This window comes from Kerstersia gyiorum (assembly GCF_004216755.1).
GTDB lineage: Bacteria > Pseudomonadota > Gammaproteobacteria > Burkholderiales > Burkholderiaceae_B > Kerstersia > Kerstersia gyiorum.
In genome coordinates this window covers 240,328-263,776 of sequence record NZ_SGWZ01000001.1, presented here as the reverse complement: position 1 = coordinate 263,776, position 23,449 = coordinate 240,328, and the positions used below count along the sequence as shown (strand labels likewise).

General features: G+C 59.4%; 17 protein-coding genes, 1 pseudogene and 2 riboswitches. Of the genes and pseudogenes, 4 read left to right on the top strand and 14 right to left on the bottom strand.

All coding sequences use genetic code 11. The features are described 5' to 3' along the window. Positions 1–72 precede the first annotated feature (72 nt). Both EV679_RS01125 and EV679_RS01120 read right to left on the bottom strand, forming a co-directional pair. Positions 73–1,518, bottom strand: a complete 1,446-nt coding sequence (locus EV679_RS01125; RefSeq protein WP_130486340.1) for a sodium:solute symporter family protein — start codon at positions 1,516–1,518, stop codon at positions 73–75. Between the two features lie 135 nt (positions 1,519–1,653). Further along, positions 1,654–1,762: riboswitch (TPP riboswitch) on the bottom strand. 54 nt (positions 1,763–1,816) lie between these two features. Continuing rightward, positions 1,817–2,788: an Rpn family recombination-promoting nuclease/putative transposase gene (locus tag EV679_RS01120; RefSeq protein WP_130486339.1), complete on the bottom strand. Its 972-nt coding sequence runs from the start codon at positions 2,786–2,788 to the stop codon at positions 1,817–1,819. Between the two features lie 354 nt (positions 2,789–3,142). On the opposite strand from EV679_RS01120, the gene EV679_RS01115 reads away from it, so the two are divergent. Next, positions 3,143–4,189, top strand: a complete 1,047-nt coding sequence (locus tag EV679_RS01115; RefSeq protein ID WP_130486338.1) for a Gfo/Idh/MocA family protein — start codon at positions 3,143–3,145, stop codon at positions 4,187–4,189. A 107-nt stretch (positions 4,190–4,296) separates the two neighbouring features. On the opposite strand, the gene EV679_RS01110 is transcribed toward EV679_RS01115, so the two are convergent. From EV679_RS01110 to EV679_RS01075, 8 genes are all read right to left on the bottom strand, one after another. Further along, positions 4,297–5,757, bottom strand: coding sequence for a surface lipoprotein assembly modifier (locus EV679_RS01110; protein ID WP_165389925.1), 1,461 nt, complete (start codon positions 5,755–5,757; stop codon positions 4,297–4,299). Between the two features lie 122 nt (positions 5,758–5,879). Beyond that, a complete protein-coding gene (locus EV679_RS01105) occupies positions 5,880–6,728 on the bottom strand; it encodes a hypothetical protein (RefSeq protein ID WP_130486336.1) in 849 nt (282 codons plus the stop codon). A 206-nt stretch (positions 6,729–6,934) separates the two neighbouring features. After that, positions 6,935–9,373, bottom strand: coding sequence for a PKD domain-containing protein (locus EV679_RS01100; RefSeq protein ID WP_130486335.1), 2,439 nt, complete (start codon positions 9,371–9,373; stop codon positions 6,935–6,937). A gap of 116 nt (positions 9,374–9,489) precedes the next feature. Further along, entirely contained in the window at positions 9,490–12,237 is a 2,748-nt protein-coding gene (locus EV679_RS01095) for a TonB-dependent receptor (RefSeq protein WP_165389924.1), read from the bottom strand. 250 nt (positions 12,238–12,487) lie between these two features. Then, positions 12,488–13,495 carry a FecR domain-containing protein gene (locus EV679_RS01090; protein ID WP_068373531.1) on the bottom strand — a complete coding sequence of 336 codons (1,008 nt, stop codon included), beginning with the start codon at positions 13,493–13,495 and terminating at the stop codon, positions 12,488–12,490. 3 nt (positions 13,496–13,498) lie between these two features. Next, a complete protein-coding gene (locus EV679_RS01085; protein WP_068373745.1) occupies positions 13,499–14,014 on the bottom strand; it encodes a sigma-70 family RNA polymerase sigma factor in 516 nt (171 codons plus the stop codon). Between the two features lie 384 nt (positions 14,015–14,398). Next, a complete protein-coding gene (locus tag EV679_RS01080) occupies positions 14,399–15,685 on the bottom strand; it encodes an LLM class flavin-dependent oxidoreductase (RefSeq protein ID WP_130486333.1) in 1,287 nt (428 codons plus the stop codon). A 14-nt stretch (positions 15,686–15,699) separates the two neighbouring features. Beyond that, positions 15,700–16,485, bottom strand: a complete 786-nt coding sequence (locus EV679_RS01075; RefSeq protein ID WP_130486332.1) for a 3-oxoacyl-ACP reductase — start codon at positions 16,483–16,485, stop codon at positions 15,700–15,702. A gap of 52 nt (positions 16,486–16,537) precedes the next feature. Further along, positions 16,538–16,638: riboswitch (TPP riboswitch) on the bottom strand. A 186-nt stretch (positions 16,639–16,824) separates the two neighbouring features. Here EV679_RS01075 and nfsB point away from each other — a divergent pair. Beyond that, positions 16,825–17,532, top strand: a complete 708-nt coding sequence (nfsB, locus tag EV679_RS01070; RefSeq protein ID WP_083969703.1) for an oxygen-insensitive NAD(P)H nitroreductase — start codon at positions 16,825–16,827, stop codon at positions 17,530–17,532. A 148-nt stretch (positions 17,533–17,680) separates the two neighbouring features. Here the strand turns inward: nfsB and yidC are convergent, their stop codons facing one another. From yidC to rpmH, 4 genes and pseudogenes are all read right to left on the bottom strand, one after another. Then, a complete protein-coding gene (gene yidC / locus EV679_RS01065) occupies positions 17,681–19,366 on the bottom strand; it encodes a membrane protein insertase YidC (protein ID WP_068373540.1) in 1,686 nt (561 codons plus the stop codon). Positions 19,367–19,551: 185 nt separating this feature from the next. Further along, positions 19,552–19,791: pseudogene (gene yidD / locus EV679_RS01060) on the bottom strand (membrane protein insertion efficiency factor YidD); the annotation flags it as partial. Next, the gene (gene rnpA, locus EV679_RS01055; RefSeq protein WP_083969718.1) at positions 19,773–20,210 is read right to left on the bottom strand and encodes a ribonuclease P protein component; all 438 of its coding nucleotides are present in this window, start codon (positions 20,208–20,210) and stop codon (positions 19,773–19,775) included. The gene rnpA and the pseudogene yidD, both read right to left, overlap by 19 nt. A 16-nt stretch (positions 20,211–20,226) precedes the next feature. Next, positions 20,227–20,361: a 50S ribosomal protein L34 gene (gene rpmH, locus EV679_RS01050; RefSeq protein ID WP_068373545.1), complete on the bottom strand. Its 135-nt coding sequence runs from the start codon at positions 20,359–20,361 to the stop codon at positions 20,227–20,229. A 556-nt stretch (positions 20,362–20,917) separates the two neighbouring features. Between rpmH and dnaA the strand changes: the two genes are divergently transcribed. Both dnaA and dnaN read left to right on the top strand, forming a co-directional pair. After that, positions 20,918–22,324, top strand: coding sequence for a chromosomal replication initiator protein DnaA (gene dnaA / locus EV679_RS01045; RefSeq protein WP_068373549.1), 1,407 nt, complete (start codon positions 20,918–20,920; stop codon positions 22,322–22,324). Between the two features lie 2 nt (positions 22,325–22,326). Further along, positions 22,327–23,436: a DNA polymerase III subunit beta gene (dnaN, locus tag EV679_RS01040; protein WP_068373552.1), complete on the top strand. Its 1,110-nt coding sequence runs from the start codon at positions 22,327–22,329 to the stop codon at positions 23,434–23,436. Positions 23,437–23,449 lie beyond the last annotated feature (13 nt).

Sequence of the window (23,449 nt, the reverse complement as noted above, 5' to 3'; positions counted from 1 at the left end):
CGAAGGTGCAGCGTTAGGGACAGTTTTTGGTAGCCGGCCGGGCTGGTGGCGGGCCCGCCCGTCTGGCAGTAATCAATCCTGGTCCAGCCGCTGCACCGCCAGATGCAAGTCCTCCAGTTTGAACTCTTGCCGCTTCGGCAGCACGAATTGCAACAGCCAGACCACGGCGACCGGCACCAATGCGGCCAGCAGGAAGGATTCCAGCAGCGTGTTCATGTTGCTGCTGGGTGACGGGAAATAGGTCAGGCCAGCCGCCAGGCCGGCCAGGGTGCCCAGCGTGGCGGTGCGGCCGTCGTGGCGGCGGCTGTAGAGGCCATAGAACACCGGGAATGCGGCGGCGGCGCACAGCAGGTCTGCCAGCAGGAACAGGTACAGCACGCTATAGCCTTGCGCCGAGACAATCATCACGGGAATGGCCAGCAGCATGATGAGCCAGCGGGCCAGGCGCAGCAGCGTAGTCGTGCTGGTATTGGGGGCCAGGCGTTTGACATCCACGGCAATAATGCTGGAGACCGCGCTGATCACGGTATCGGCGCTGCTCATGACCAGCGCCAGCCCCAGCGGGATGAGCGCAATGGCGAACCAGAGCGGCACATCCGGCATGATAATGGTGAAGAGCGCGATCGAACTATCGCCCTGGGGGTGGTAGGCGACGAAGGCCAGGCCGAACAGGCCCATCACGAAAATGAAGGGCACCACCAGCACGCCGCCCAGCAGGAAACCGCGCCGCATGGACGGGATATCCTTGGCGGAATAAACACGCTGCCAGTTGCCCTGGTGGAAGATGCCGGTCAGCAGGATGGCGACGAAGAACGTGACGCCTGCCTTGAGGCCGGTGGCGTTGGTCAGATCCAGCAGTTGCGGCGCCTGCTGGCGCAGTATCTCGGCCGTGGCGCTGATGCCGCCCGTGGCCTTCCAGCCCAGCCACAGCATGACCAGTAACAGCGGCACGATGATGACGATCTGCACCTTGTCGGTAAAGATGGAGGCGCGCAAGCCGCCATAGGCCGTATAAAGCAGCGTGAAGCCCATGACGATGGCCGCAGTGACCCACAGCGGGATGGGGGCGAGCAGCGTGACCAGCTTGGCGATGGCCGTGATTTCCGCCGTCAGCGAGATGAACATATAGAACAGCATGATCAACAGCGTCAGCACGTACATCGGACGGCCATAGCGCACGATCAGGAACTCGGTCAGCGTGTGGCCGCGCGGGCTGAGTTCACGCATGCGCTGGCCCAGCGGAATCATGATCAGTCGTGGGGACATCGAGCCCAGGGCATAGCCGATCACTGCGGCCAGGCCCCCCCAGGTGGCAGCTTGCGGGGGCGAGAACAGAATCCAGGCGCCCAGCGAGGAGGCCATCAGCGTCAGGATGGTGGCAAAGGAACCCTGGCTGTTGCGAGCGACGATGAAGTCTTCCAGGTTATCGCGTTGGCGGCGGGCATAAACCACACCGGCCAGCGCATAGAGCGCCGAGAAACCCAGCAGCCAGGCCAGGGTGGCGTTTTCAGTGAGCATGACAGCGCATCTCCTGCGGCGATCCTTCAGGATGGCCGCAAAATCTGGCTGCGCGCAAAAAGGGGAATAGGCGTGTACCGGAAAGGCACAGCAACCCGGCGCGCAACCATGGGTTGAAGAAGCGGACAGGCGCGCGCGTGGGCAGACTCCCTTCCCTTCGCCGGCATGATCCGGATCAGGTTCTAAGGGTCACCGCGATACAGCGGAATCTCAGCCCATTGAGTGGGCCCCCCCAGGAACGCTGGCAAGCGTAGAGGGCTGGGGGGGATTTGTCAATGAATGATAGGCGTTCTTGTGCTTACTGGAAGAGCATTTCCAGGGATGGGGCATCCAGCACTTGATCAGACCAGCGTTCGATCTCAGTTGTGCTGGCGGTTTCCAGCCTGGCCAGGGCATTGCTGTGCAACGGGCCGAAGCGGCGTTCGAGCAGGCGTTTCAGCATGAGGGCCTGGCCTTTATGGCGGCCGATCCCCTCGCCTTCCAGGCGCGCATAATCCAGTGCATCCTGCTCATCAATCAGCGCGAGTTCGCGACGTTCGGCGGCCAGGCGCAAGGCTTCGTCGGAGTACATGCCCTGCAGGTGCTTCAAGGCATCCTGTACAGGAGGGTGGGTAATCTGGCTCATACGGTCTTCATCCAGGTTATGGCGCAGGCAGGCAACCCAATCGGGCAGCGCTGAGGGATAGCCGTGCAGCCGTTCTGCCTTGGGCAATTCGATTATATGTACTTGCATGGCCTGGCCCAACTGCACGCCGGGATGACGGGTATCGCGCAGGGTGAAGTGCCAGTCGGCCTGCTGTGGGTAGTCAGGGAACAGTTCATGGTCCAGCAGGCTGATACCGATGGCGGGCCGCAAGTGACGGTAGTCGCGGCCATGCTGGAGCTGATCGGAGAGATTGCGCGCCAGATAATAGACGTTGCGTTCGGGCCAGTGCAGGTAGCGCCTCAACTGCATTTCAACCATGAAGCGGTGGCCGTTTGCGTCCTGCGCCAGGATATCTAGCACGATCTGTTTGCCATCAAGGTCTTCCGGCAGGATAGAAGGGTTGAGCACTTCCACGACCTGGATAGGCGCTGCGTGGTAGCGCACCGCATTGATCAGGTCGGAGAGCAAATCGAGCCGGCGCGAGAACAGCATCTTGAACACGAGGTCGTTATTCAGGGCCAGGCCAGTACGTTGGGTGGATGGGCGACCGCCTGCGTTTCCAGGAACGACGTGTGCAGAGACCGACAATTCAGAAAAGCCCGACGGAGTGTGTGGAAAAAACATGCCTGATCCTGTGGCTTCGATGAAACGAAAACAGGAAACAGTCTGCGCCGGGACCGGCTGGCGGAAAATGCGCAAAGTCCGCCCGGTGAAATCCCCCCTGGATGAATCCGGGCACCAGACAGTCCTAATGGACTGCCTGGTGCCTGGCGAATCCGAGCGGCATGCAGGCTACTTGGTACAGAAGCGTCAGCCTTGGCGCTAGCGTGCTGCATAGGCGAATTATCAATGTAGTGTGATATCCGGATTCATGCCGCGTAGATGGTGTTGCGATGCCATGCCTTTACACTTCTGCGAGTGCCGCCATCCCCAGGAACGGCACAGGCTAAGGAACCCAAGCAACAGGAGCAGTGTGTAATGAGCAAGACCCGTATCGCAGTCGCTGGAGCTGGCTATATCGGCCAGGCACATATGGACAGCATCCGGCGCAATGCCGATTGCGAATTGGTGGCTGTGATCGACCCTGCCCCTGCTGCGCAGGAACTCGCAAGCATGGCGGGGGCACGCTGGTTTGCGTCGCTGGAAGACATGCTGGCGCAGGCAAGGCCGGATGGCGTTATCCTGGCCACCCCCAACCAGTTGCACCTGGCGCATGCCAATGAGTGCCTGGACGCCGGCCTGCCCATCCTATTGGAAAAGCCGGTGACGGCCACCGTGGAAGAAGGCGAAGCCCTGATGCAGCGCGTGGAAGCCGAAGGCGCCAAGGTGCTGGTGGGTCATCACCGCACGCATAGCCCCATCATGGCGCAGGCACGGGAAATCGTGCAATCCGGCCGCCTGGGCCGCCTGGTTTCCGTCATGGGCAGCGCGCAGTTTTTCAAGCCGGACGAATATTACGCCAGCGCGCCCTGGCGCAAGGAACCCGGCGCGGGTCCGGTGCTGCTGAACATGATCCATGAAGTGCACAACCTGCGCATGCTGTGCGGCGAAATCATTGCCGTGCAGGCCTTCGCATCGAACGCGGTACGCGGCTTCGCAGTGGAAGACACGGCAGCCATCAACCTGCGTTTTGCCAATGGCGTGCTGGGTGTGTTCATGTTGTCGGACACGGCTGCCAGTGCCCGCAGCTGGGAACAGACCAGCCAGGAAAACCCGGCCTACTCCAGCTATGGTGACGAAGACTGCTACACCCTGGCCGGCACCATGGGTTCGCTGGCCGTGCCCACCATGCGCATGAAAACCTATGCGCGCGAAGCCGACCGGTCGTGGTGGAAACCGTTTGACGTCTCCGAAGAAGCCGTCCGCCGTGGCGACCCCATTGACTTCCAGCTGGCCCACTTCGCGGCCGTGGTGCGCGGCGAAGCCGAGCCATTGGTGACGGTGCGCGACGGCGTGCAGAACCTGCGCGTGACCGAAGCGATCATTCAGGCGGCAGCGACGGGGAAGGTGGTGAAGCTGGGGTGATGGGCTAGGTGTGTTTGGGACAAGGAACGCCTGTGCATAACTCTGTGTATAGGTTCTGTATGGCCTGTGAGTATTTTGTGTGTGGCTATAGCGTAGATCGCGCTTGATCAGAAGATTTTGGAGACGCCTAGCATTGTGCGGCTTTTTTCAAATGTGTAGGCATGCGGGATCGTGCTACGGTTTTTCCGGTACTCATAGCTGAAAGTGGGCGTCAGTCCGTGCCAGGAAAGGTAGGGGGCGGTGAGTCCGACGTAGATACCATTTTCATTGTCCCGCTGACGCCGCCCACCGAAGAAAGCATTCGAACTTTCTGCTTCTTTGTGCCGGAAGGTATAGGCGATATTGAGCGTTATCTGGTTCTGGAAAGACTTGAAAATACCAACGCGTGCAATTTTTTCACGATAGGCAAAAACCTTTTGTTTTGCATCGTTATCACGCCACATCAGATTGCCGTACAGTTGTGTGCTGGGGTGCAGCCAATACACACCGAACAACGAAATACCTTGATAGTTCCCCTGAAGATAAGAGAAGTTGTGGGAAAAGTGCCTGTTCTTGTATTCGTAGCTCAATTCTGCCAGTGCGCGAGGCGTGAGTTGGCGGCGGAAGCTCGCACGCATGCCGAATGCATGGTACGCCTTATGACCTCCTTCGTTGTCGTACTCAAAAGACGGCAACACCTGGATTTGATTATGCGCTGAATTGAACTGATAACCCAGATAGTTGGTGGATACGAAATTGTCGTAGCTGTTCTCATGGTAGTAATGGTTGCCGTAGTTGATGCTGCGGAACAAAATGTTATGGTGTCCGGCGAGGGACCAGAGCTTGTCCGCACTGGCTTCATAGTAGAGACCACTGTCCCCTTTTTTTGCGACGGGGATATTCGTGTGACAAGCGCCGTCAAAAATCATGGCGCAAGAGTCAACGTAAGTAGAAGCCTGATTCAGGTTATCTTCGTGCACCCATGAGGCAGATAGCGATACGTGCAGCTGCTGACGTTCCTCTATGGCCTTGGTGTACTGGTCGATATATTGTCGGATGTCATCGGGGTGCGCCTGCGTTTTTAGTTGGCGGAACACGATGCCGGCATCGTGCAGCCGATTGTCCGTGTACAGGACTCGCCCCAGGTCCAGACTGCCTCTGGAAAAATAAGGGTTGGTTTCCAGGACTTTGCGGTATTGATCGACGGCGTGGTTGTAGTCGCCGCTGGCTGCAAGCCGGCTGGCTGAGACAAAGTCAAATAATGCCGGGTCATGGTGGGGTACTCTGGCGTACTGGCTCAATAACCTGCTGGCGCCGAACCAGTCCTTGTGATTAACAGCTTTGAGTATTTCAAGCGTCAATCGTTGCAGACGACCTTCGGGGGTCAGTGTCATGGCATCTATGGCCGCCTGGTAGGCTTCGCTGGCCTGAGAGTCTGTGTCGTCAGGCAGCAGCTGTTGTTGCAAGCGTTGAGAATTCTGTTCGGACTGCATCCAAAGCCGGTCGCTGGTATCTTGTTGTGCGTAGGTGCTAACGCAGTAAGACAGGCAGCAAAAAACCATGACTCGGGTAACGGAAAGATAGGACATGGGCGGGCCGGGTTGTAAAGCAGAAACGGAACCTGTCCGCATGAACAGGTTCCGGGAAAGCACATCCGCTGTGCTTGAAGGGGCTATTGCGTAAAGACTGACAGGTCAGTTACGCAGTCTGCTTACTTCTTCGTGGCACCGAAAGAGGCAACGAAGCTGTCGGCGCTGTTGCTGCCGCTGGCCACGCCAGCCAGGGAGCTGGTATCGCCCGAGCTATAGAAGTGGCCCTTGGTCGTACCGTCGATGATGTAGCCCACTTGTGTATCAACATAAGAGGCCTGGCCGGAGAAAGTACCTGCCGAAGCGTCGATGTTGGTCGCGCTGACATCCAGGCCGGCCAAGCCGTCCGCCCGTGCCAGTTCTCCGTGCAGGCTTTGGTAGTTGGCTTCCAGGGTCAGCGTACCCGTCAGCGTGGTGGGCGCAACGGATGCTGCGCGCGAAGCCAATGCGACAAAGCCTGCCGCCGCGTACTCCGTCTTCGCCACTGGCACGACGAAGCCGATGTTGTCACCTACCTCGAAGGCGGTGTCAACGCGCGTGGACGTGTTGTCTGCATGATCGGTGGCAATACCGTAGTACACCTGCCTGGCCGAGGCATTGACCTTGCCCCAATTGAAGTTGGTCGAGATGACAGGACCTGACGGGTCATCGGCGTGTGAGTAGCCATTCAGTCGGTATTGGCTAAATGTCTTGCCATCCGTGGTGATGCTACCGTTGGGGCTGAAATTGTTGATGCTTTGTAGGCTGATGATGTAGTAGCCCGCTGGACGAGACGGATCATTGAAGCCAATCCCGGGGGCATCCAGCGGGCCGTGGAAACCCGTCAAGGTAGACCCGCCGACGCGCAAGGGGGCCTGGTTGTCAGGCAGGTCGCTGGTCGTGCTGCCGACGCTGTTGAATGGGGGAACCGTTTGTGCCTGGGCGGCACCAAAGATGGCGATCAATGCACTAGCAAGAATGACATGCTTCATGAACTGCTCCTGAATGAAAAGCCTGTGTGATCCACAGGCAAACCTCATCTGCCTTTACCGGTCGATAAAGGCGCAGCGCTTTACATAGCGTGGTGCCAGCAAGGGCTACAGGAAGTTCGTTGTTCCATGAGTATGATTCGTTGACGGGTTAGAAGGTGATCGGGTATTTAGGGGGCTTGCCTGTGCAGCAAGCCCGCCATGGATACTTATTGATTGATACCTATCCGGAACTCAAATCCTGCGCGTTCCTTGATCTTGAAAGAGGTAAGGAATTTATATTCTTTCAGGATGGCAAGCTGTGCATCGCGTTCGGCGGTATCGCTGCTACGCAGGGCGGCAATAATGGCTGGTTCATTATCCAGTGTTGGGCGCACCAGGCTGAAATCCAGGCTATCGCCTTTTTTGATAATCAACCCTTCTTCGATTCCCATGAGTTTGGCTTGCAAACCGCTGGTGTTTGACTGGTTGACGACATCTGTGATGGTGTAGTCCTGGTCAACCGCTGTCAGTCGATAGTTATCCAATGAGCTGGACTGGGTAAGGAGTTGTGCCAGGTCGCGATTAGGTTTTTGCGGGAAAAATATTTGTGTTTCCTGTGTCATGCCAAACCGAGTCGTTAGGCGTTGTAGTAACAGACTGGGATAGCTGCTTTTATTTGCCACCGTTTGGAAGACAAGACGCTTGGTGTCACTGTTATCTATGTCATCACTGACAATAAATTCCATTTCATAGTCGCCCGGCTTGTCTGCAATGAAATTGGTATGATTGCCGAAGTTGACTAGACCGTTGATAGGGGTATTGCGATCGCTCTGCGATAACAATATTTTGCTTCCCTCCGGCCTTTTGGTCACAGTGGCCAGTCCCATCAGCGGACTATCATTGTCCGGGTCTACTGCATGGAATATTGCACTGATAGCCTTTGCGTCGTTCACAAGCAGAACAGCCTGACCGTCTGCGATTGGCGTACCGCCTACCGTGGTCGTACCGTCAGAACCAATACCCCATTGCGTGATGATAGGAGCATGGTTCTTTTTCTTGGCAAAAATGCTGATTCGGGAATTGCTGCTTTCTTTGGAAGTCAGTTTGCCGTCGGATACTTGCAGGTCAGCAATATAAAGCCCGGGCTTATCTGCCTTGAGTTTGGCAACTTTTTTGTTTGCATCCTGTAGCTCAGCCGTGCTGTCATCGGGTTTGAGTGCCAAGGTCCAGAGATAAGTCAGCTGATCCCCATTTTTGTCCCTGCTTTGGCTGCCGTCCAGTTCAGCGGTGTCATTGATCAAGATTTTACTGAACTCGGTCTGGGCGATAGCTTCCGGCGCGACATTGGCAGCAGGTTTGATTATCAGTGTCTTTCTGTCCACGGCGCTATCCAGCTTGCCGTCGTTGACTTGCAGTTCGATTTCCCATGTGCTTTGCGAAGCAGACGAAATATAAATTGACGGATCTGTGCTGAGGAAGATATCTCCAGGAGTGGCAGTATTCCAATAGCGCCAGCGATAATTTAGCGGATCTCCGTCAATATCATAGGAAGTATTGCTCACGGCGCATATTTGGTAATTTGGATATGGGCCACCTTCTTCGCATTCGTAGGAATTGCCAGCGTTGATACGAGCAACAGGTGCATGGTTGGTCGTATCTCCAGACCGTTTTGAAACTTTTATGGCTACTTCTTTGCTTGACATTACACTGTCGTCATATACATAAAAGACGATGTTGTAAATGCCGACTACATCAGGGGAAAGTTGGGCAATAGATTTGTTCGCATCCAAAATCTTTGCCGTTGATCCAGCGGGCCAAGCACTGCTAGTAACATTAGCTACGCTGTTAGGGATGATCCAATGATATTTCAGCTCATCCCCATCCGGGTCATGACTACCGCTGCCATCCAGGGTGATCGTGTCCCCAATGAATGCAGTCTCGGGGACATTGAGCACGGCAACCGGCGCACTATTGCCATTATTGACTTTGATCAGTGTTTCGACCGTGGTGCTGGTTCTCTGTCCGTGAGTCACAGTCAGACTGACACGATACGCACCATTTTTCTCAGCAAAAAAACTTGTTTCACGGCTATTAGGATCGCTCAGTATGGTTTGAGGTGTGCCCTGAGGCTGTTCAACTATCGTCCACTGATACTGGAGTCCGTTGTGGTTCTCTCCGTGCGGCGCCAAACTTTTCTCGCCATTGAGCCGGACGACGCTGCCTTGCAGAACGGTTTGCTCCGCCGGATCAATGATGGCTACCGGGTTAGGGTTGGTTGCGGTAATCGTCAGGTTGGCGGCATCACTTCCTGCCGTGCCGTCGTTAACGATCAGGGTTGCTTGGTATTCTCCAGGCTGATCGGCGAGAAAAGAGCTTGTAGCGGAGTTTTGACCGGAAAGGTCGGCATGGCTGCCGGCTGGCTTGTTCAGCAGTGCCCATTGATAGTTCAGCGTGCCGTTATTGGGAGAGGTGCTGGCGCTGCCATCCAGGGTAACTGTGGTACCCATAGAGACGGTGGTCGCGTCTGCCTTGATGACGGCACTGGGTTTTTGTGCCGTGTTGTTGTCATCGCTACCATCACTGCCTCCGCCGCCGCATGCGGCCAACAGCATGGCTGTGGTGCCCGTCAAGGCAGCCAACAGTTTTTTAATCGGTATGAATGTCATTGGGTTCTGTCCTTTGAAAGCGTGTCAGGCTTACGCTGCGCAGTAATGCTCAGAATGGAAATTCGCGGAAAAATGATTGTGGGAGGCGATGTTGAAGAGTCATCTTTTTCCAAGACTTACATTTGTAGGGTGATGCCTAATCTGGCAGTTCGGCCGGGTGCAGGAATCAGCCCCAGCCCCAAGGCATCCAGGTAAAACCTGTCGGTGAAGTTGTCGATATTGAAGTCAATGGATACGGTTTCATTGACTTTGTAGTTGGCGAAGAAATCAAAGACTTTGTATGAATGCCAAGGGATGATTTTCAAGAAGCCATGCGCGGTATCATCATTGAATTCAGGTGCGTTGGTGCGTTGCCCCATGAAGGTGCCACGAGCACCCAGCGTCAGTTTTTGATCGAACAACCGCGTTCCCAACGTGAGGCTGGCATTCCATTTTGGTGGAACCATATTGTTCAGATAGCTGCCGGCAATGCCATAGTCATTGCAGATATTCACGCGGTAGCTGCCTCGGTGGCAGATTTCTATCTTGTTGTATTTGGTCGCTCCGAATGCAGTGAAGATCACGCCAGCGTCATAGTCGCCGGAAATTTCCATGCCATGAAATCTGGCACCTTCAATATTGCGCATGACCATTGAGCCAGCGTCATTGCCAAACTCCCAGACATTCTTGTTGGTACGGGTCAGGTAGTCTTTTGTGTAATTACGGAAATAGGCTGTCTTGAGACGCAGGCGATCGGTACTGGTGAGCAGGCCACTGGCGAGGAAGTTCACGCCGATTTCCTTGTTGGTCGCCCGTTCTGGCTTCAAGGGGATGTCTGGGACGGATTCGAACGAGAAGCCGCTGGTGCTTTCAAACAAGCTCGGCATACGCATGGCTTTCGCATACCGGCCGTAGAGTTGAAAGCCGGTCAGGGGTTCCCATGTCAGGCTGATGATAGGCGTGCTGCCGCTGGAACGATTACGGTTTTCCAGAGGGTCACATTGCCCGTCGCCGTCGGTATCTACGCAATAAGGATTGCTTGGGCTGTACACCTGAATGGGTTTGTCGTCATGGGATTTGAAGCGGCTATACCGCAGCCCTGCGTCCAAGGTGAGGCTAGAGACGGGTTTGTATTGCCAGGCAACGAAGGCGCTGTATTCGCGGCGGTCGCCATTGCGTCCGGCCAGCCCACGGAAGTCTTCCGTCAAGGCTGTCGTGTGCACGTCTTCCCACTGGGTGGCGATACCGTAGCGCAGCTGGCTGTCGCCGAGCCAGCCCCAAGAGAAGGATGAGGTATTACTCAGGTCCAGGCCTGTGCGTTTATAGGTTTCCCGTTCGTTGTTGTACAGATCGACTTCTGTAGTGCTTGGACTGTTGTTCGTCGCCTTGGTGCGCGTGTGCCAGAGATTGGCGCGCAGGTCGAACCAGCTGTTGTCTGCGGGCACCCAGCGGTAGCGGCTGGTAAGGGTGTTGGCGACAACATCGCTATTGCGAGGTTGTGTGATCGGTATGATGTTTTCCAGACGGAAAAGATTGCCGGGCATGAGTTCGCTATACACACTGCTGTACCGCAGCCAGCTCAACTCAAGATCCTGATCGGCAGGTAGGTAAACTTTGGCTTTCAGCAGTCCCGATTTGCTTTCGTAGTTGGTGCCAGGAATACGCTCTCCAGCTTCGAAGCGGGTAGCCCCCTGGATTTTTGGGTAGACCTCGGTATAGAACGTACCCCGTCTCTTGGTATCGGAAAGATCCATCCAGGCGCTGGGGCCATGTGTGCCCGCAAAATAGTTGCCTTGATGACGCTGGGAGTACGCAGCAATCAGGTCGATGTGATCCAGTCGTTGGGCGAGAGCGAAACTGCCGGCCCAGCTTTTTGGATGAAGCGGCCCTGGACGGTCAAAATTTTCCGGATTGCCCCACTCGGTGGGTAGGGCATATTCCCCACTGCAAATCGTGGGGTTTACGCAATCCGTGCGATACACCGGCTTTGCGCCGTGAAAGTTGCCGGTGAATAGCCCTGCTGGTGTTCCTGGCTCGATAGCAGAACCACTGTTATTCCCTATTGTCTGTCCCCGCACCCGCATGCCGAAGCTTTCGCCATCCTTGACGATGTCGGCGGCGTCCAGGGTGCGCATGGTGACCAGGCCGCCGGTGGCGCCTGTGCCTTGGGCGCTCATGACCGGGCCTTTTTCGATGGTAATGCCGCCGATCAGGTCTGGGTCAACGTAGCTGCGTGAAATGACGCCGGAGTAGCCGCGGTTGACGGTGGTTTCCTGGCGCGCGCCATCGACGAGGATGGGAACCCGTCCCTGCCCCTGCATGCCGCGGATGTTGATGTCCAGGCCGCCGGAGTTGCGGTTTTCGCCGACCAGCACGCCGGGCACGCCCTGGAAGATGTCGCCGACCGAGGTGCCACGAAAGCGTTCGATGTCGTCGCGGGTGAGGACGCTGGCGGACAGGGCGCTCTGGTAAGGCATGTCCTTGGCGTCCTGTGCCTGGCCGATGACTTCCACGCTGCTGAGTTCGGCCACGCCACGGCCATTGTTTTCAGGGCGGGCACGCAGGCGCCAGCCGCCTTCCGGGGTGGCGACGGCTTCTAGGCGGGTGCCGGCCAGCAGCAGTGTGAGCGCTTCGGCAGGACGATAGCTGCCGTGTACGCCCAGGCTGTGCTCGCCAGCGGTCAGTGCCGGGTCTACCGTGACCAGGCTGCCAGAGGTGCGCCCGAACTGGATCAGCGCCTGGCTCAGCGGGCCGGCGGGAATGGCGTAGTTAACGCGGGCAGGGTCGGCCTGCGCCACGGCCTGGGCGGCATGGGCATTATGAATCGGCCACAAGGGCTGGGATAGCAGGCCCAGCAAGGCGCAGCATAGGAGAGTCCGTGTCATGCGAGGCTGGCTGGTGGCCAGGATGCGGCACGGGCGGAAGGGACGGCACAAGGACATGAACAGTTCTCAAGCAAAAGGACGGCGCAGATTCCATGTTCGGATCTGCTGCTTACACAGGACTTAACGCTTGAGAATGAAATCGGTTCGCGCTTGTTACATAATTATTTGAAAACCTGCGGCAGCAGTAGCCTGCCCAGGGCGGGATGGTGAGCGCAGCCGGACCTGCGCCGGCCGGCAAAGCAGGCCGAAATCAGGCGCGTGGCACCACGCTGATCCAATAGCGGCTTTTGCGCTGGATGCGCACCGGCAGGAAGCGCGGCAGGCTGGCCAGGATGCGATCGGTGTCCTGCAACGGGAACGTGCCGGTAAGGCGCAGGGCTGCCACGTCGGGATGGCACCGCAGCCAGCCATTGCGATATCGGCCCAGCTCATCAAGAAAGTCATCAAGCCGCATGTCTTCGGCAGCCAGGATGCCATCGACCCACGCAGCGGCCGTGTTGGGCAGGGCCGCCGCGTGGGTCGCTCCCTGGCGGTTGAAGCTGGCACCCTGCCCGGCTTCCAGGCGCGTGGTGCGGTCAGGCGCGTCTGCCGGGTAGAGTTCTACCGCGCCGGCCAGCACCTGCACGGCCGTACGGTCGGTTTCCGGGTTGCTGCGCACGGTGAAACGGGTGCCGATCGGCATGACCCGCCCTTCGGCGGTGATGACGGCAAAGGGCCGCTGGCGGGCATCCGGGGCCGTGGCAATGTGGATTTCCCCCTGGTGCAGAAGCAGGGTGCGAGCGGTATCGTCATAGCGGATATCGACGGCAGTCCCGGTGTTGAGCAGCATTTGGGTGCCGTCAGGCAGGGTAACCTGGCGCTGGCCGCCGGTGGGCGTGCGCAGGTCGGCCTGCAGGATATGCCACTGGTTCTCCAGGGGCCGGCGCTGCCATGCAGCCAGCAACAGCAGGCAAGATAGCCCTATGCCGCCTTTTTTCAGTACCTGCCTGCGCCTGTCGCGGCGCAGTACCTGTTCAACCGCGCTGCTTGCGGCCTGCCCGTCGATCTGCTGGCGGCGCCGGCTGAAATCGGCGTCCAGCGTACAGATGCGCTGCCATGCAAGTTCGTGGTCCGGGTGCTGGGCGCGCCAGCGCTGACAGGCGGCGCGGACATTGGCGCAATCATCGCAGCGCAGCCGGATCAGCCAGTCGATGGCGGTTGCGACGATGGCTTCGTTGGGCTGCGAGGGGGCGCTGGGCAGGTAGAGTGAGGCGCGCATGGTTCAAATGCCGTAGGCAATGCGATAGCACTGCAGGTAAGCCTTGCTCATGTCCCGTTTGACGGTACTGAGATGCAGCCCCATGCGTTCGGCGATTTCCGGGTAGTTCAGGCCTTCGAGTTGCGCCAGCAGGAAGATGCGCCGCGTGCGCGGCTCGAAGGCTTCCACCATGGTGCACAGCGCTTCCAGCGTTTCGAGCAGGATGCAGCGGGCTTCGACAGACGGCGCATATTGATCGGGTTGGGCGGCCAGGGCTTCCAGATAGGCGCGTTCCAGCCGTGCGCGCCGGTGGCGGCTGACGACCAGGTTGTCGGCCACGACGGTAAGGTACGACCGCGGCGCCTCCAGCACGGGGGCCAGGTCGATGCGCATCAGGCGCAGGAAGGTGTCCTGTGCCAGATCTGCCGCGGCATCACCGTCGCGTCCCAGTTTGCGTCTCAGCAGCGATACCAGCCAGCTGTGATGCGCATGATAGAGATCTGACAGGGTCTGCTGGCGCAGCGAATCAATGGGTGTCATGGCAGTATTCGCAAAGGGAAGCCAACGCTGCATATTAAGATACATGAAAATAAGATACGATCTCAACATTATTTGATACGGTAGTGCGGGTACTGCAACGGTATTTTCTTTCTTTGCCTTTCCCTCAGCGGGATCACTGGCTTGCCGCCGAGGATCGGCGGCCTGTTGATAAGCCTGTGGAATTGCCTGTGTATTCCCTGTTGGCAAGGCTGTGAAAAGGCTGTGGACAGGCCGTGTATGTGTATAAGCTGTGGGCAAGTTTGCGGCAGGCTGCGGCGACGGGACTTTTCTGGGTACAGGCCTAAAAAAGCGGCAGCCCGTGCTTGCAACGGGCTGCCGCTTTCGATTGCGGACAGCTGGCCCTGGCTCGGGAGCAGCGCCGGCTCAGCAGGCCGGCTTGGCCAGCCCCAGGTGATCGCGCAAGGTGCTGCCTTCATATTCCGTGCGGAACAGGCCGCGTTTTTGCAGCACTGGGACCACATGTTCGATGAAGTCCTCGATGCTGGCGGGCAGCGCTGGCGGCATCAGGTTGAAACCATCGGCGCCTTCGTTGCGGAACCAGTGTTCCATTTCGTCAGCGATGCTTTCAGGGGTGCCGATCATGGTGCAGTGACCGCCGCCGGCAGCCAGGCGGCCCAGCAATTGGCGCAGGGTGGGCTGCTCTTTTTCGATGATGCGCAGGATGGTGCCATAGCGCCCCTTGGGCCCGGGGAAGGTCTCCAACGGAGGCAGGGGAGGAACGGGGGCGTCCAGTTCCCAGTTCATGCAGTCCTGGTAGATGAAGGTCTCGAGCTGGCGCAGGGAGGCTTCGCTGGGCAGCAGTTCATCCAGCGCGCGCTGTTTGGCACGGGCCTCCGCTTCGGTCGAGCCGACATAGGTGACCAGGCCCGGCATGATGGGCACGTTTTCGGTGCGCCCGGCCTCGCGTACGCGGCGCTTGATGTCCCGGTAGTACGATTGCGCCGCAGGCAGGTCATAGGCGACGGCGTAGATGGCTTCGGCGCGGCGCGCCGCCAGGTCCCTGCCCTGATCCGAGGCACCGGCCTGGAACAGGACCGGATGGCGCTGTGGCATTGGCGGCACCGTCAGCGGGCCGTCGACCAGGAAATGCTTGCCATGGTGATTGACGGGCCGGACTTTGCCGGCATCGGCGAAATCGCCCTGGCGGTCGAATTTCAGGGCGTCGGTATCCCAGGAATTCCACAAGGCCAGCACGGCATCGACGAATTCCTCGGCGCGTTCATAGCGCCATTCATGCGGCGGCATGGCTTCGTAGCCGTGATTGCGGGCTTCGGTGTCGAACATAGACGTCACCACGTTCCAACCGATGCGGCCGCCGGAGATATGGTCCAGCGAAGCTACCATGCGGGCGGCATGGAACGGCGTGAAAAAGGTGCTGGAAACTGTGCTGATGAGGCCGATGCGCTCCGTGGCGCGGCTCATGGCAGACAGCATGGTCAGCGGTTCGAGGAACCAGTAGGGGCCGTCTGCCACGTTGCCGGCGGCCTGGCCATCCGCAAAGAATACGGCATCCAGCTTGCCGCGTTCGGCCAGTTGCGCCAGCGCTTCGTAATAGCGGATATCGCCCATGCGTTCGACCGACGAAGCCGGGTGGCGCCACGCTGCGCGGTGGTGGCCGCAGCCAAGAATGAACAGGTTCAGGTGCATCATGATTCGTGCCGGCCTCAGTTTTTTACCAGGCCGCCATCGACCACCAGGTTCTGCCCGGTGATGGCGCGGGCCCAGGGCGATGCGAAGAACAGTACGGCATCCGCCAGTTCGGCAGGTTCAGTGACACTGCGCAGCGGGGTGTTGGCGGCAATCAGGTCGAACACGGCCTCCGGGGTGGCGGACGAGGCATCGGTCGTGCGCAGCAAGCCCCCGGAAACCATATTGACGGTGATACCGTCCGGGCCCAGGTCTTGCGACAGCGTGCGGGTGAAGGCCAGCAAGGCCGCCTTGGCGGCGGTGTAGTCGTGGTAAGGCACCACCGGATTCTGCACGAGATTGGTGCCGATATTCACGATGCGGCCGAAACGCGCCGCGCGCATGCCGGGCAAGGCGACCTGGGTGGTGTTCAGCGAGCCCCGCAACGCGCCTTCGGCCTGTTGCTGCAACTGTTCCCAGGTAAGTTGGTCTGCGTGTGGCCGCGCGTCGCCGTTGAAGCTGAAGCTGGGCAAGGCGTTATTGATGACGGTGGTGATGTTGCTGCCAAAATGCGCCTGGGCCTGCTCGAACAGTCGGCGCACCGCTGCGGGATCGCGTACATCTGCCTGCAGCGCCAAGGCTTGCTGCGGAGCGCTGGCGGCCAGGGTTTCGGCTGCCGCACGGCTATTGTGGTAATTGATGACAACCTTGGCGCCTGCGGCCAGGAAGGCCTGGCTGATGGCTGCACCCAGCCCGCGCGCGCCGCCCGTGACAAGGACGATCTGCTGGTCTAGGCTGGGAGCCGTATTGTTGTGGTGGGGCATGGCCCTCTCCTCCGGAAAGGGCGAAGAGGACGACGGCGTGGGGCCCGCTGGGCCGGATGCGCCTGGACATCCCTTCGCCAGTGTGAACTGGATCAGGTTCTACGGGTGTCATCTCAGCCCCTGTCATCGCCAGGGACACCCCGTGTCGCATAGTCCATCAACATAGCATGGAACAGGGACAGCGCGAAATTCGCCGCACATGCAAGCCCGGCATATAACCCGTGCCGCAGCGGTTAAAACGCCGCCGGGTCTTTCCCCGGCGCCGGCAGCCCGCTACGATGGATGCGCGTTGTTGCTGATTTCCCATTCCCTCTTTCGGATCCTTCCAGGAGTTTGCCGATGTCTGCTTCTATTGATACTGATTCCACGTCTGTGCCCTTGTCCGAAGCCGCCCAGGCCCTGGCCGATGCCGTGCGCACCCGGTATGCCACCAAGGCCTACGACGCCACGCGGCGCCTGTCTCCGGAAACCGTAGATGCCTTGTTGACGCTGCTGCGCTACAACGCTTCGTCCGTCAATTCCCAGCCCTGGCATTTCGTGGTGGCGGCCAGTGACGAAGCCCGGGACCGTATTGCGGCCCGGCTGGAAGGGAACTTTGCCTACAACGCCGGCAAAGTGCGCGATGCTTCCCATGTCGTTATTCTGTGCGCCCGGGAGCGCATGGATGAAGAGCATCTTGCCGGCATCCTGAAGCAGGAGCAGGAAGACGGCCGCTTTGCCAGTGACGAAGCGCGTGAAAATCAGCGTAAATCACGCCTGTCCTATGTGAATCTGCACCGCTACGATTTGAAGGACGAGCGCCACTGGATGGAAAAGCAGGTCTACCTGGCCACTGGCGCCCTGCTGCTGGGCGCTGCCACGCTGGGCGTGGATGCAACACCGATCGAAGGATTCGATTTCCGTACCATAGACGAGGAATTCGGCCTGCGCGCCCAGGGCTACAGCAGCGTTGTCATGGTCGCGCTGGGTTACCACAGCGACGCGGATTTCAATGCGCAGTTGCCGAAATCGCGCTTGCCCCGAGAGCAGGTGTTCACGTTGCTCTGACCGCTGTTGGGATGCCTGGTGCGAGATCGGTCAGGCTGGCAGAGCTGTTGGTGGGTCTGCTGCTGGAATGAAAAAACGGGCTGGAGATATTCTCCAGCCCATTTTGCTACAGGGACGCCTTGGACATGCAAGGCGCCTTTCAATTCGATCAGCTGTTGGCTGCCTTGGAGGCTGCCTGGTTGATCTTGCGGGTGATGACCCATTGCTGGGCAATGGACAGGGCGTTATTGACGCACCAGTACAGCACCAGACCTGCCGGGAAGAAGAACATCATCCCGCCGAACACCAGCGGCATGATCATCATGACCTTGGCCTGGATGGGGTCCGGAGGCGTGGGGTTCAACTTGATCTGCACGAACATGGTGAGCATCATGACGGCAGGCAGGATGAAGAAGGGGTCCGGCGCGGCCAGGTTGTGCACCCACAGAATCCACGGCGCATCACGCATTTCCACGCTGGCCAGCAGTACCCAGTAGAGGGCGATGAACACGGGGATCTGCACCACCATGGGCAGGCAACCGCCCAGCGGGTTGATCTTCTCGGTGCGGTACAGCTCCATCATGGCGGCGTTCAGCTTGGCACGGTCGTCGCCGTACTTCTGCTTGAGCGCCTGCAGGCGCGGCGCCACATTCTTCATGCGGGCCATGGAGCGGTAGCTTGCCGAAGCCAGCGGGAAGAACAGCAGCTTGATCAGCACCGTCAGCGCGACGATGGACCAACCCCAGTTGTGCAGCAGGCTGTGCAGCCAGGTCAGCAGCACGAACAGCGGCTTGGCGATGATGGTCAGCCAGCCGTAGTCCACCACGAGGTCCAGGCCAGGCGCGACTTCCGACAGCGCTTTCTGGTCCTGCGGGCCCACCCACAGCTGGGCATCCATGCTGGCGGAGGCGCCCGGTGCAACGGCGCCCAGCGATTCGATGGTACGGGCGGCGTACAGGTTGGGCTGGATTTGCACCAGTTCGTTCTTGCGCAGCGTGCCTTGCGGCGGCACCCAGGCCGTGACGAAGTAGTGCTGCACCATGCCGATCCAGCCGTTATTGGTCTCGCGCTCGTACTTGGCCTTGCTCTTCTCGATGTCGGAGAAGGTCACCTTCTGGAACTTCTCGGCGTCGGAGTAGACCGCCGGGCCGGTAAAGGTGCTGTAGAAGCTCGAGGTATTGGGCGGATTGTTGCCGTCGCGGGTGATCTGCAAATACAGCGAGGGCGTGATCGCCTGCTCGGATCGGTTGATCACTTCATGGCGCACGTGGATGTCGTAGCGGCCTTGCTGCAGCGTATAGGTCTTGCGCAGCACGGCACCGCCGGACTCGGCCTCGAAGACCACGATTTGCGAACCGTCGGCAGCCTGGGTATGGCTGACCAGCGAGAACGGCGTCAGGTGGTTGGGGAACGGCGTGCCATTGGCGCTGCCGACTGCACCGGTCTGGACCACGTAATAGTTGCCCTGGACGTTGTCCAGCAGCATTTCAGGACGGGTCTCGTCTTCGGAGTCCTGGAACTTCAGCAGGGCGCCGCGCACGATCTGCGCGCCATTCAGGTCGAAGTCCAGGCGCAGCACGCCGTTGTCGATCGTGAAAGGCTTGCTGTCGGTGGCTGCTGCAACCGGAGCAGCGCCCGGCAGGCTGGCAGTGGCCGGCGCGGCAGGCGGTGCGCTGACAGGGACGCTGGCGTCGGCAGGCGTGGCAGGCGCCGAAGCGTCAGGAGCCGCTGCCGCCGTTTCGCTCTGAGAAGGCGAAAACAGCGAAGGCTTGCCGTTGTGAACCTGCCAGTTATTCCATAACAGCAGCAGCGAGAACAGGAAAATCATCCACAGGATGGTACGTCGGATATCCATTGGCGCATGCAGAAAGGGTGGGTGCGAATCGCAGCAAAGCGTGCCAGTTTAACGTAGCTTGATGCCTGGGCAGGCCTTTATGGCGGACTTTGTGCGGAAGATGCCGGCTCATTGCGTGCCGGGGCGGCATCCGGCACTGCGCCGGATGAATGGGAGACGGCATCCTGGGACGGATCGGGCGCATGACAGGAGCAGTGCCCATGTCCGTGGCGCGGGGGAACCGGGTCCAGGCCGCCGTGCGACCATGGGTTGCAGCGGCCGATGCGGCGTATGGCCATCCACAGGCCCTTGAGGGCGCCATGGGTTTCGATGGCTTCGATGGCATAGGCCGAACAACTGGGGGTGAAGCGGCACTGCCGGCCGATCCAGGGGCTCAGGAAGAAACGGTAGAACCTGATCGGTGCAATCAGGAGTTTCTTGAGCATGGGACGGCTCGCTGGAAATGCGCGTCAGCCTCTGCGCGTACCTGCCGCTTGAGCTCGCTCAGCGAAACGGCGGGCGCCTTGCTATGCAGGCGCACCACGAAATCCCGCGGCGGCAGTTGCTGGCGCAGATGTCGGAACGCCTCGCGCACGACCCGCTTGATGGCATTGCGCGTGACTGCCCGGGCAGCATGGCGCTTGGGTACCACCAGGCCGAGCCTGCCCTGGCCAGCCGATGAATCCACCGACGTCAGGACGAGCAAAGCCCCCCGCGCCACCCGTCTGCCCTTGAGCGCCGGAGCGAACTCTTCAGGGCTGTGCAGTCTGGCTGAGGGGGGAAAGCTGGCGGAAAGCTCCGCTGCGAATCGGGCTGGCGCGGCCTGGGCCGCTGCGCAGTCAGCGCCGCGAGGCGCGCCGGCCATGCCGGCTTGCGTCACCTTAGACGGCGAGGCGCTTGCGGCCGCGCGCACGGCGTGCATTGATGACAGCGCGGCCAGCACGCGTCTTCATGCGGACACGGAAGCCGTGGGTGCGCTTGCGGCGGGTAACGGAAGGCTGGAAGGTGCGTTTCATGGTCGGAACCTAAAAAGAGCAGCGGCCGGATTGAAGGAAAACACCCATGGAAACCGGCAGTCTGGAAAATGGAATTCGGAAAAGCCCACTATTTCAGCAAAGAATGCGTTGGGAGTCAATGGGTTGGTGGCTTTTAGGCTGGGGGCTGTTGTTCGAGTGATGCGTTGCCCTGCCGCAGATACCTGTTGCGTCAGGGGATTTGCCTTGAGTCCCGGGCGGCGGACGGGTTGCGGCGGGCCAGGCGGACAGGCCGTCAGGACGCAGTTGCTCATTTATTGAGCCTTGGCGCATTTTTTCGCTGCGGTGGCGTTGGCTGGCCATGGCGCCGGGCTGAATTTTTCGCATCGGCGCGGCCGCGGATTGGGAAAATCAATGACAGGTCGATGATTTACGAGAGGGGCCGGAATCTTGCGCCCAAGGCTGGCATGGGGCGGGATTGCACGGTAAAAACACTGGCGGCAAACCTTATCCAAAGGAAAGCCACTGCCCTATGCACATCATCCTGTGGATAACTTCGTCGTGACGCGCTAGAATCGAGGTTTGGATCGCAAATGAAATGAACGAATTCTGGCAGACCTGTGTCCAGCGCTTGGAGCAGGACCTTCCCCCTCAGCAGATCAGTGCATGGATACGCCCTCTTGCGCCTATCGCGTTCGAGGAAGAGACATCCTTGCTGCGTATTGCCGCGCCCAACCGCTTCAAGCTGGACTGGGTCCGCAAGAACTTTTCCACACAGATTGAAAGCCTGGCCAGTGACTGGTTTCAGCGCCCTGTGCAGGTGCAGTTCGAGCTGGCGACCAATACGGCACGCGCGCCCCTGGCCGCACGGCCATCGTCGGGTGCACCTGCGCCTGCGGGAGCCGTCCATGCCGCCCCGGCGGCAGCACCGGCTCCGGCGCCTGCTGCGCCACGCGTGGAGACGGTGGATCCGGCCTATGAGCGCTCGCGCCTCAATACCGAACTGACCTTCGACAACTTCGTGACCGGTAAGGCCAACCAGCTGGCGCGTGCCGCTGCGTTGCAGGTCGCAGAGAACCCGGGGGTGTCCTACAACCCGCTGTTCCTGTATGGCGGCGTTGGCCTGGGCAAGACCCACTTGATACACGCCATCGGCAATGCCATGGTGCAGGCCGGCACGGGCGTGCGGGTGCGCTACGTGCATGCCGACCAATACGTGTCGGACGTCGTGAAGGCCTACCAGCGCAAGGCGTTTGACGAGTTCAAGCGCTATTACCACTCGCTGGACCTGCTGCTGATCGACGATATCCAATTCTTCTCCGGCAAGAACCGCACGCAGGAAGAGTTCTTCTACGCCTTCGAGGCAATGGTGGCCAAGCGCAAGCAGATCATCATTACCAGCGATACGTATCCGAAGGAACTCTCCGGCATCGAAGACCGCCTGATTTCGCGTTTCGATTCCGGCCTGACCGTCGCCATCGAGCCGCCGGAACTGGAAATGCGCGTCGCGATCCTGCTGCGCAAGGCCGATACCGAAGGCATGCGCATGCCCGAGGAAGTGGCGTTCTTCATTGCCAAGCATCTGCGCAGCAACGTGCGCGAACTTGAAGGCGCTCTGCGCAAGGTGCTTGCCTATGCGCGTTTCCACGGTCGTGAAGTGCTGACGGTGGAAATCTGCAAGGACGCCCTGAAGGATCTGCTGTCCGTGTCCAACGGACAAATCACGGTGGAGAATATCCAGAAAACCGTAGCAGATTATTACAAGATCAAAGTGGCAGACATGTATTCCAAGCGTCGTCCTGCCAATATCGCCATGCCGCGCCAGGTTGCGATGTACCTGGCCAAGGAGCTGACCCAGAAGAGCCTGCCGGAGATCGGTGATCTGTTCGGTGGCCGGGATCACACCACTGTCTTGCATGCAGTGCGTAAAATCTCGGAAGCCCGCACAAAACAGGCCGAACTCAATCACACCCTGCACGTATTGGAACAAACTCTGAAAGGATGATCATGCAACTGGTCCAGACATCGCGCGACACCCTGCTCAAGCCGCTGTCCGTGGTGGCCGGCATCGTCGAGCGCCGCCACACTTTGCCCATTCTTGCGAACATCCTGCTGCGCAAGGAAGGCGAGCGCGTCTCCTTCATCGCCACCGATCTCGAAGTGCAGATTACGACCCATGCCGATTTCGGCGTCGGTCCGGAAACGGCTGCGACGACGGTAGCCGCACGCAAGCTGGTCGACATCCTGCGCGCCCTGCCGGGCAGCGATGAAGTCCGCTTCACCCAGAAAGACAACAAACTGACGGTTCAGGCCGCCAAGAGCCGCTTTGCGCTGCAAACCCTGGCGGCAACCGAATACCCCACGCTGGCGCAGCCGGAAAAGTGGGATGTGTCCCTGAGCCTGCCGCAGAAGACTCTGCGCCACCTGTTCAACATGGTGCATTTCGCCATGGCCCAGCAAGACATCCGCTATTACCTGAACGGCATGCTGCTGGTGTTCGAACCGGGCCAGGTGCGCGCCGTGGCCACCGATGGTCACCGCCTGGCGCACTGTGCCACGGGCGCCGATGGCATCGAGGCACGCCAGGAAGTCATCGTGCCGCGCAAGACGGTGCTGGAAATGCAGCGCCTGCTCGATGACAGCGATACGCCGGTCCAGGTGGATGTCGCCGCCGGACAGATCCGTTTCCGCTTTGGCGATATCGAACTGGTATCGAAGCTGGTGGAAGGCAAATTCCCCGATTTCACCCGGGTGATCCCCACCTCCTACACGCGCCACTTCACGGTCAACCGCGAATTGCTGCTGGGTAGCCTGCAACGTGCCGCTATCCTGACGACCGACAAGTTCAAGGGTGTGCGCCTGCAGTTGAGCGACAACCTGCTGAAGATTTCGGCCACCAACGCCGAGCAGGAAGAGGCCCAGGAAGAACTGGACGTCGATTACACGCATGAAGCGCTGGACGTCGGCTTCAACGTGACCTACCTGCTGGACGTGCTGTCCAACGTGAAGACCGAGACCGTGCGCTGGTCCGTCATGCCGGATTCCAATGCTTCGGCCCTGATCACGCTGCCTGACGACGAGCAGTTCAAGTACGTCGTCATGCCCATGCGCATCTAGGCGCGACAGGAAC

Coding starts and splice junctions, on each gene's coding strand:
- EV679_RS01080 (WP_130486333.1), bottom strand. CDS start 15,685: ATGATGCACCTGAACCTGTTCATTCTTGGCTGCGGCCACCACCGCGCA.
- EV679_RS01100 (WP_130486335.1), bottom strand. CDS start 9,373: ATGACATTCATACCGATTAAAAAACTGTTGGCTGCCTTGACGGGCACC.
- EV679_RS01125 (WP_130486340.1), bottom strand. CDS start 1,518: ATGCTCACTGAAAACGCCACCCTGGCCTGGCTGCTGGGTTTCTCGGCG.
- dnaA (WP_068373549.1), top strand. CDS start 20,918: ATGAACGAATTCTGGCAGACCTGTGTCCAGCGCTTGGAGCAGGACCTT.
- EV679_RS01090 (WP_068373531.1), bottom strand. CDS start 13,495: ATGCGCGCCTCACTCTACCTGCCCAGCGCCCCCTCGCAGCCCAACGAA.
- EV679_RS01095 (WP_165389924.1), bottom strand. CDS start 12,237: ATGACACGGACTCTCCTATGCTGCGCCTTGCTGGGCCTGCTATCCCAG.
- EV679_RS01115 (WP_130486338.1), top strand. CDS start 3,143: ATGAGCAAGACCCGTATCGCAGTCGCTGGAGCTGGCTATATCGGCCAG.
- nfsB (WP_083969703.1), top strand. CDS start 16,825: ATGTCTGCTTCTATTGATACTGATTCCACGTCTGTGCCCTTGTCCGAA.
- EV679_RS01075 (WP_130486332.1), bottom strand. CDS start 16,485: ATGCCCCACCACAACAATACGGCTCCCAGCCTAGACCAGCAGATCGTC.
- EV679_RS01110 (WP_165389925.1), bottom strand. CDS start 5,757: ATGTCCTATCTTTCCGTTACCCGAGTCATGGTTTTTTGCTGCCTGTCT.
- yidC (WP_068373540.1), bottom strand. CDS start 19,366: ATGGATATCCGACGTACCATCCTGTGGATGATTTTCCTGTTCTCGCTG.
- EV679_RS01120 (WP_130486339.1), bottom strand. CDS start 2,788: ATGTTTTTTCCACACACTCCGTCGGGCTTTTCTGAATTGTCGGTCTCT.
- rnpA (WP_083969718.1), bottom strand. CDS start 20,210: ATGGCCGGCGCGCCTCGCGGCGCTGACTGCGCAGCGGCCCAGGCCGCG.
- dnaN (WP_068373552.1), top strand. CDS start 22,327: ATGCAACTGGTCCAGACATCGCGCGACACCCTGCTCAAGCCGCTGTCC.
- rpmH (WP_068373545.1), bottom strand. CDS start 20,361: ATGAAACGCACCTTCCAGCCTTCCGTTACCCGCCGCAAGCGCACCCAC.
- EV679_RS01105 (WP_130486336.1), bottom strand. CDS start 6,728: ATGAAGCATGTCATTCTTGCTAGTGCATTGATCGCCATCTTTGGTGCC.
- EV679_RS01085 (WP_068373745.1), bottom strand. CDS start 14,014: ATGACACCCATTGATTCGCTGCGCCAGCAGACCCTGTCAGATCTCTAT.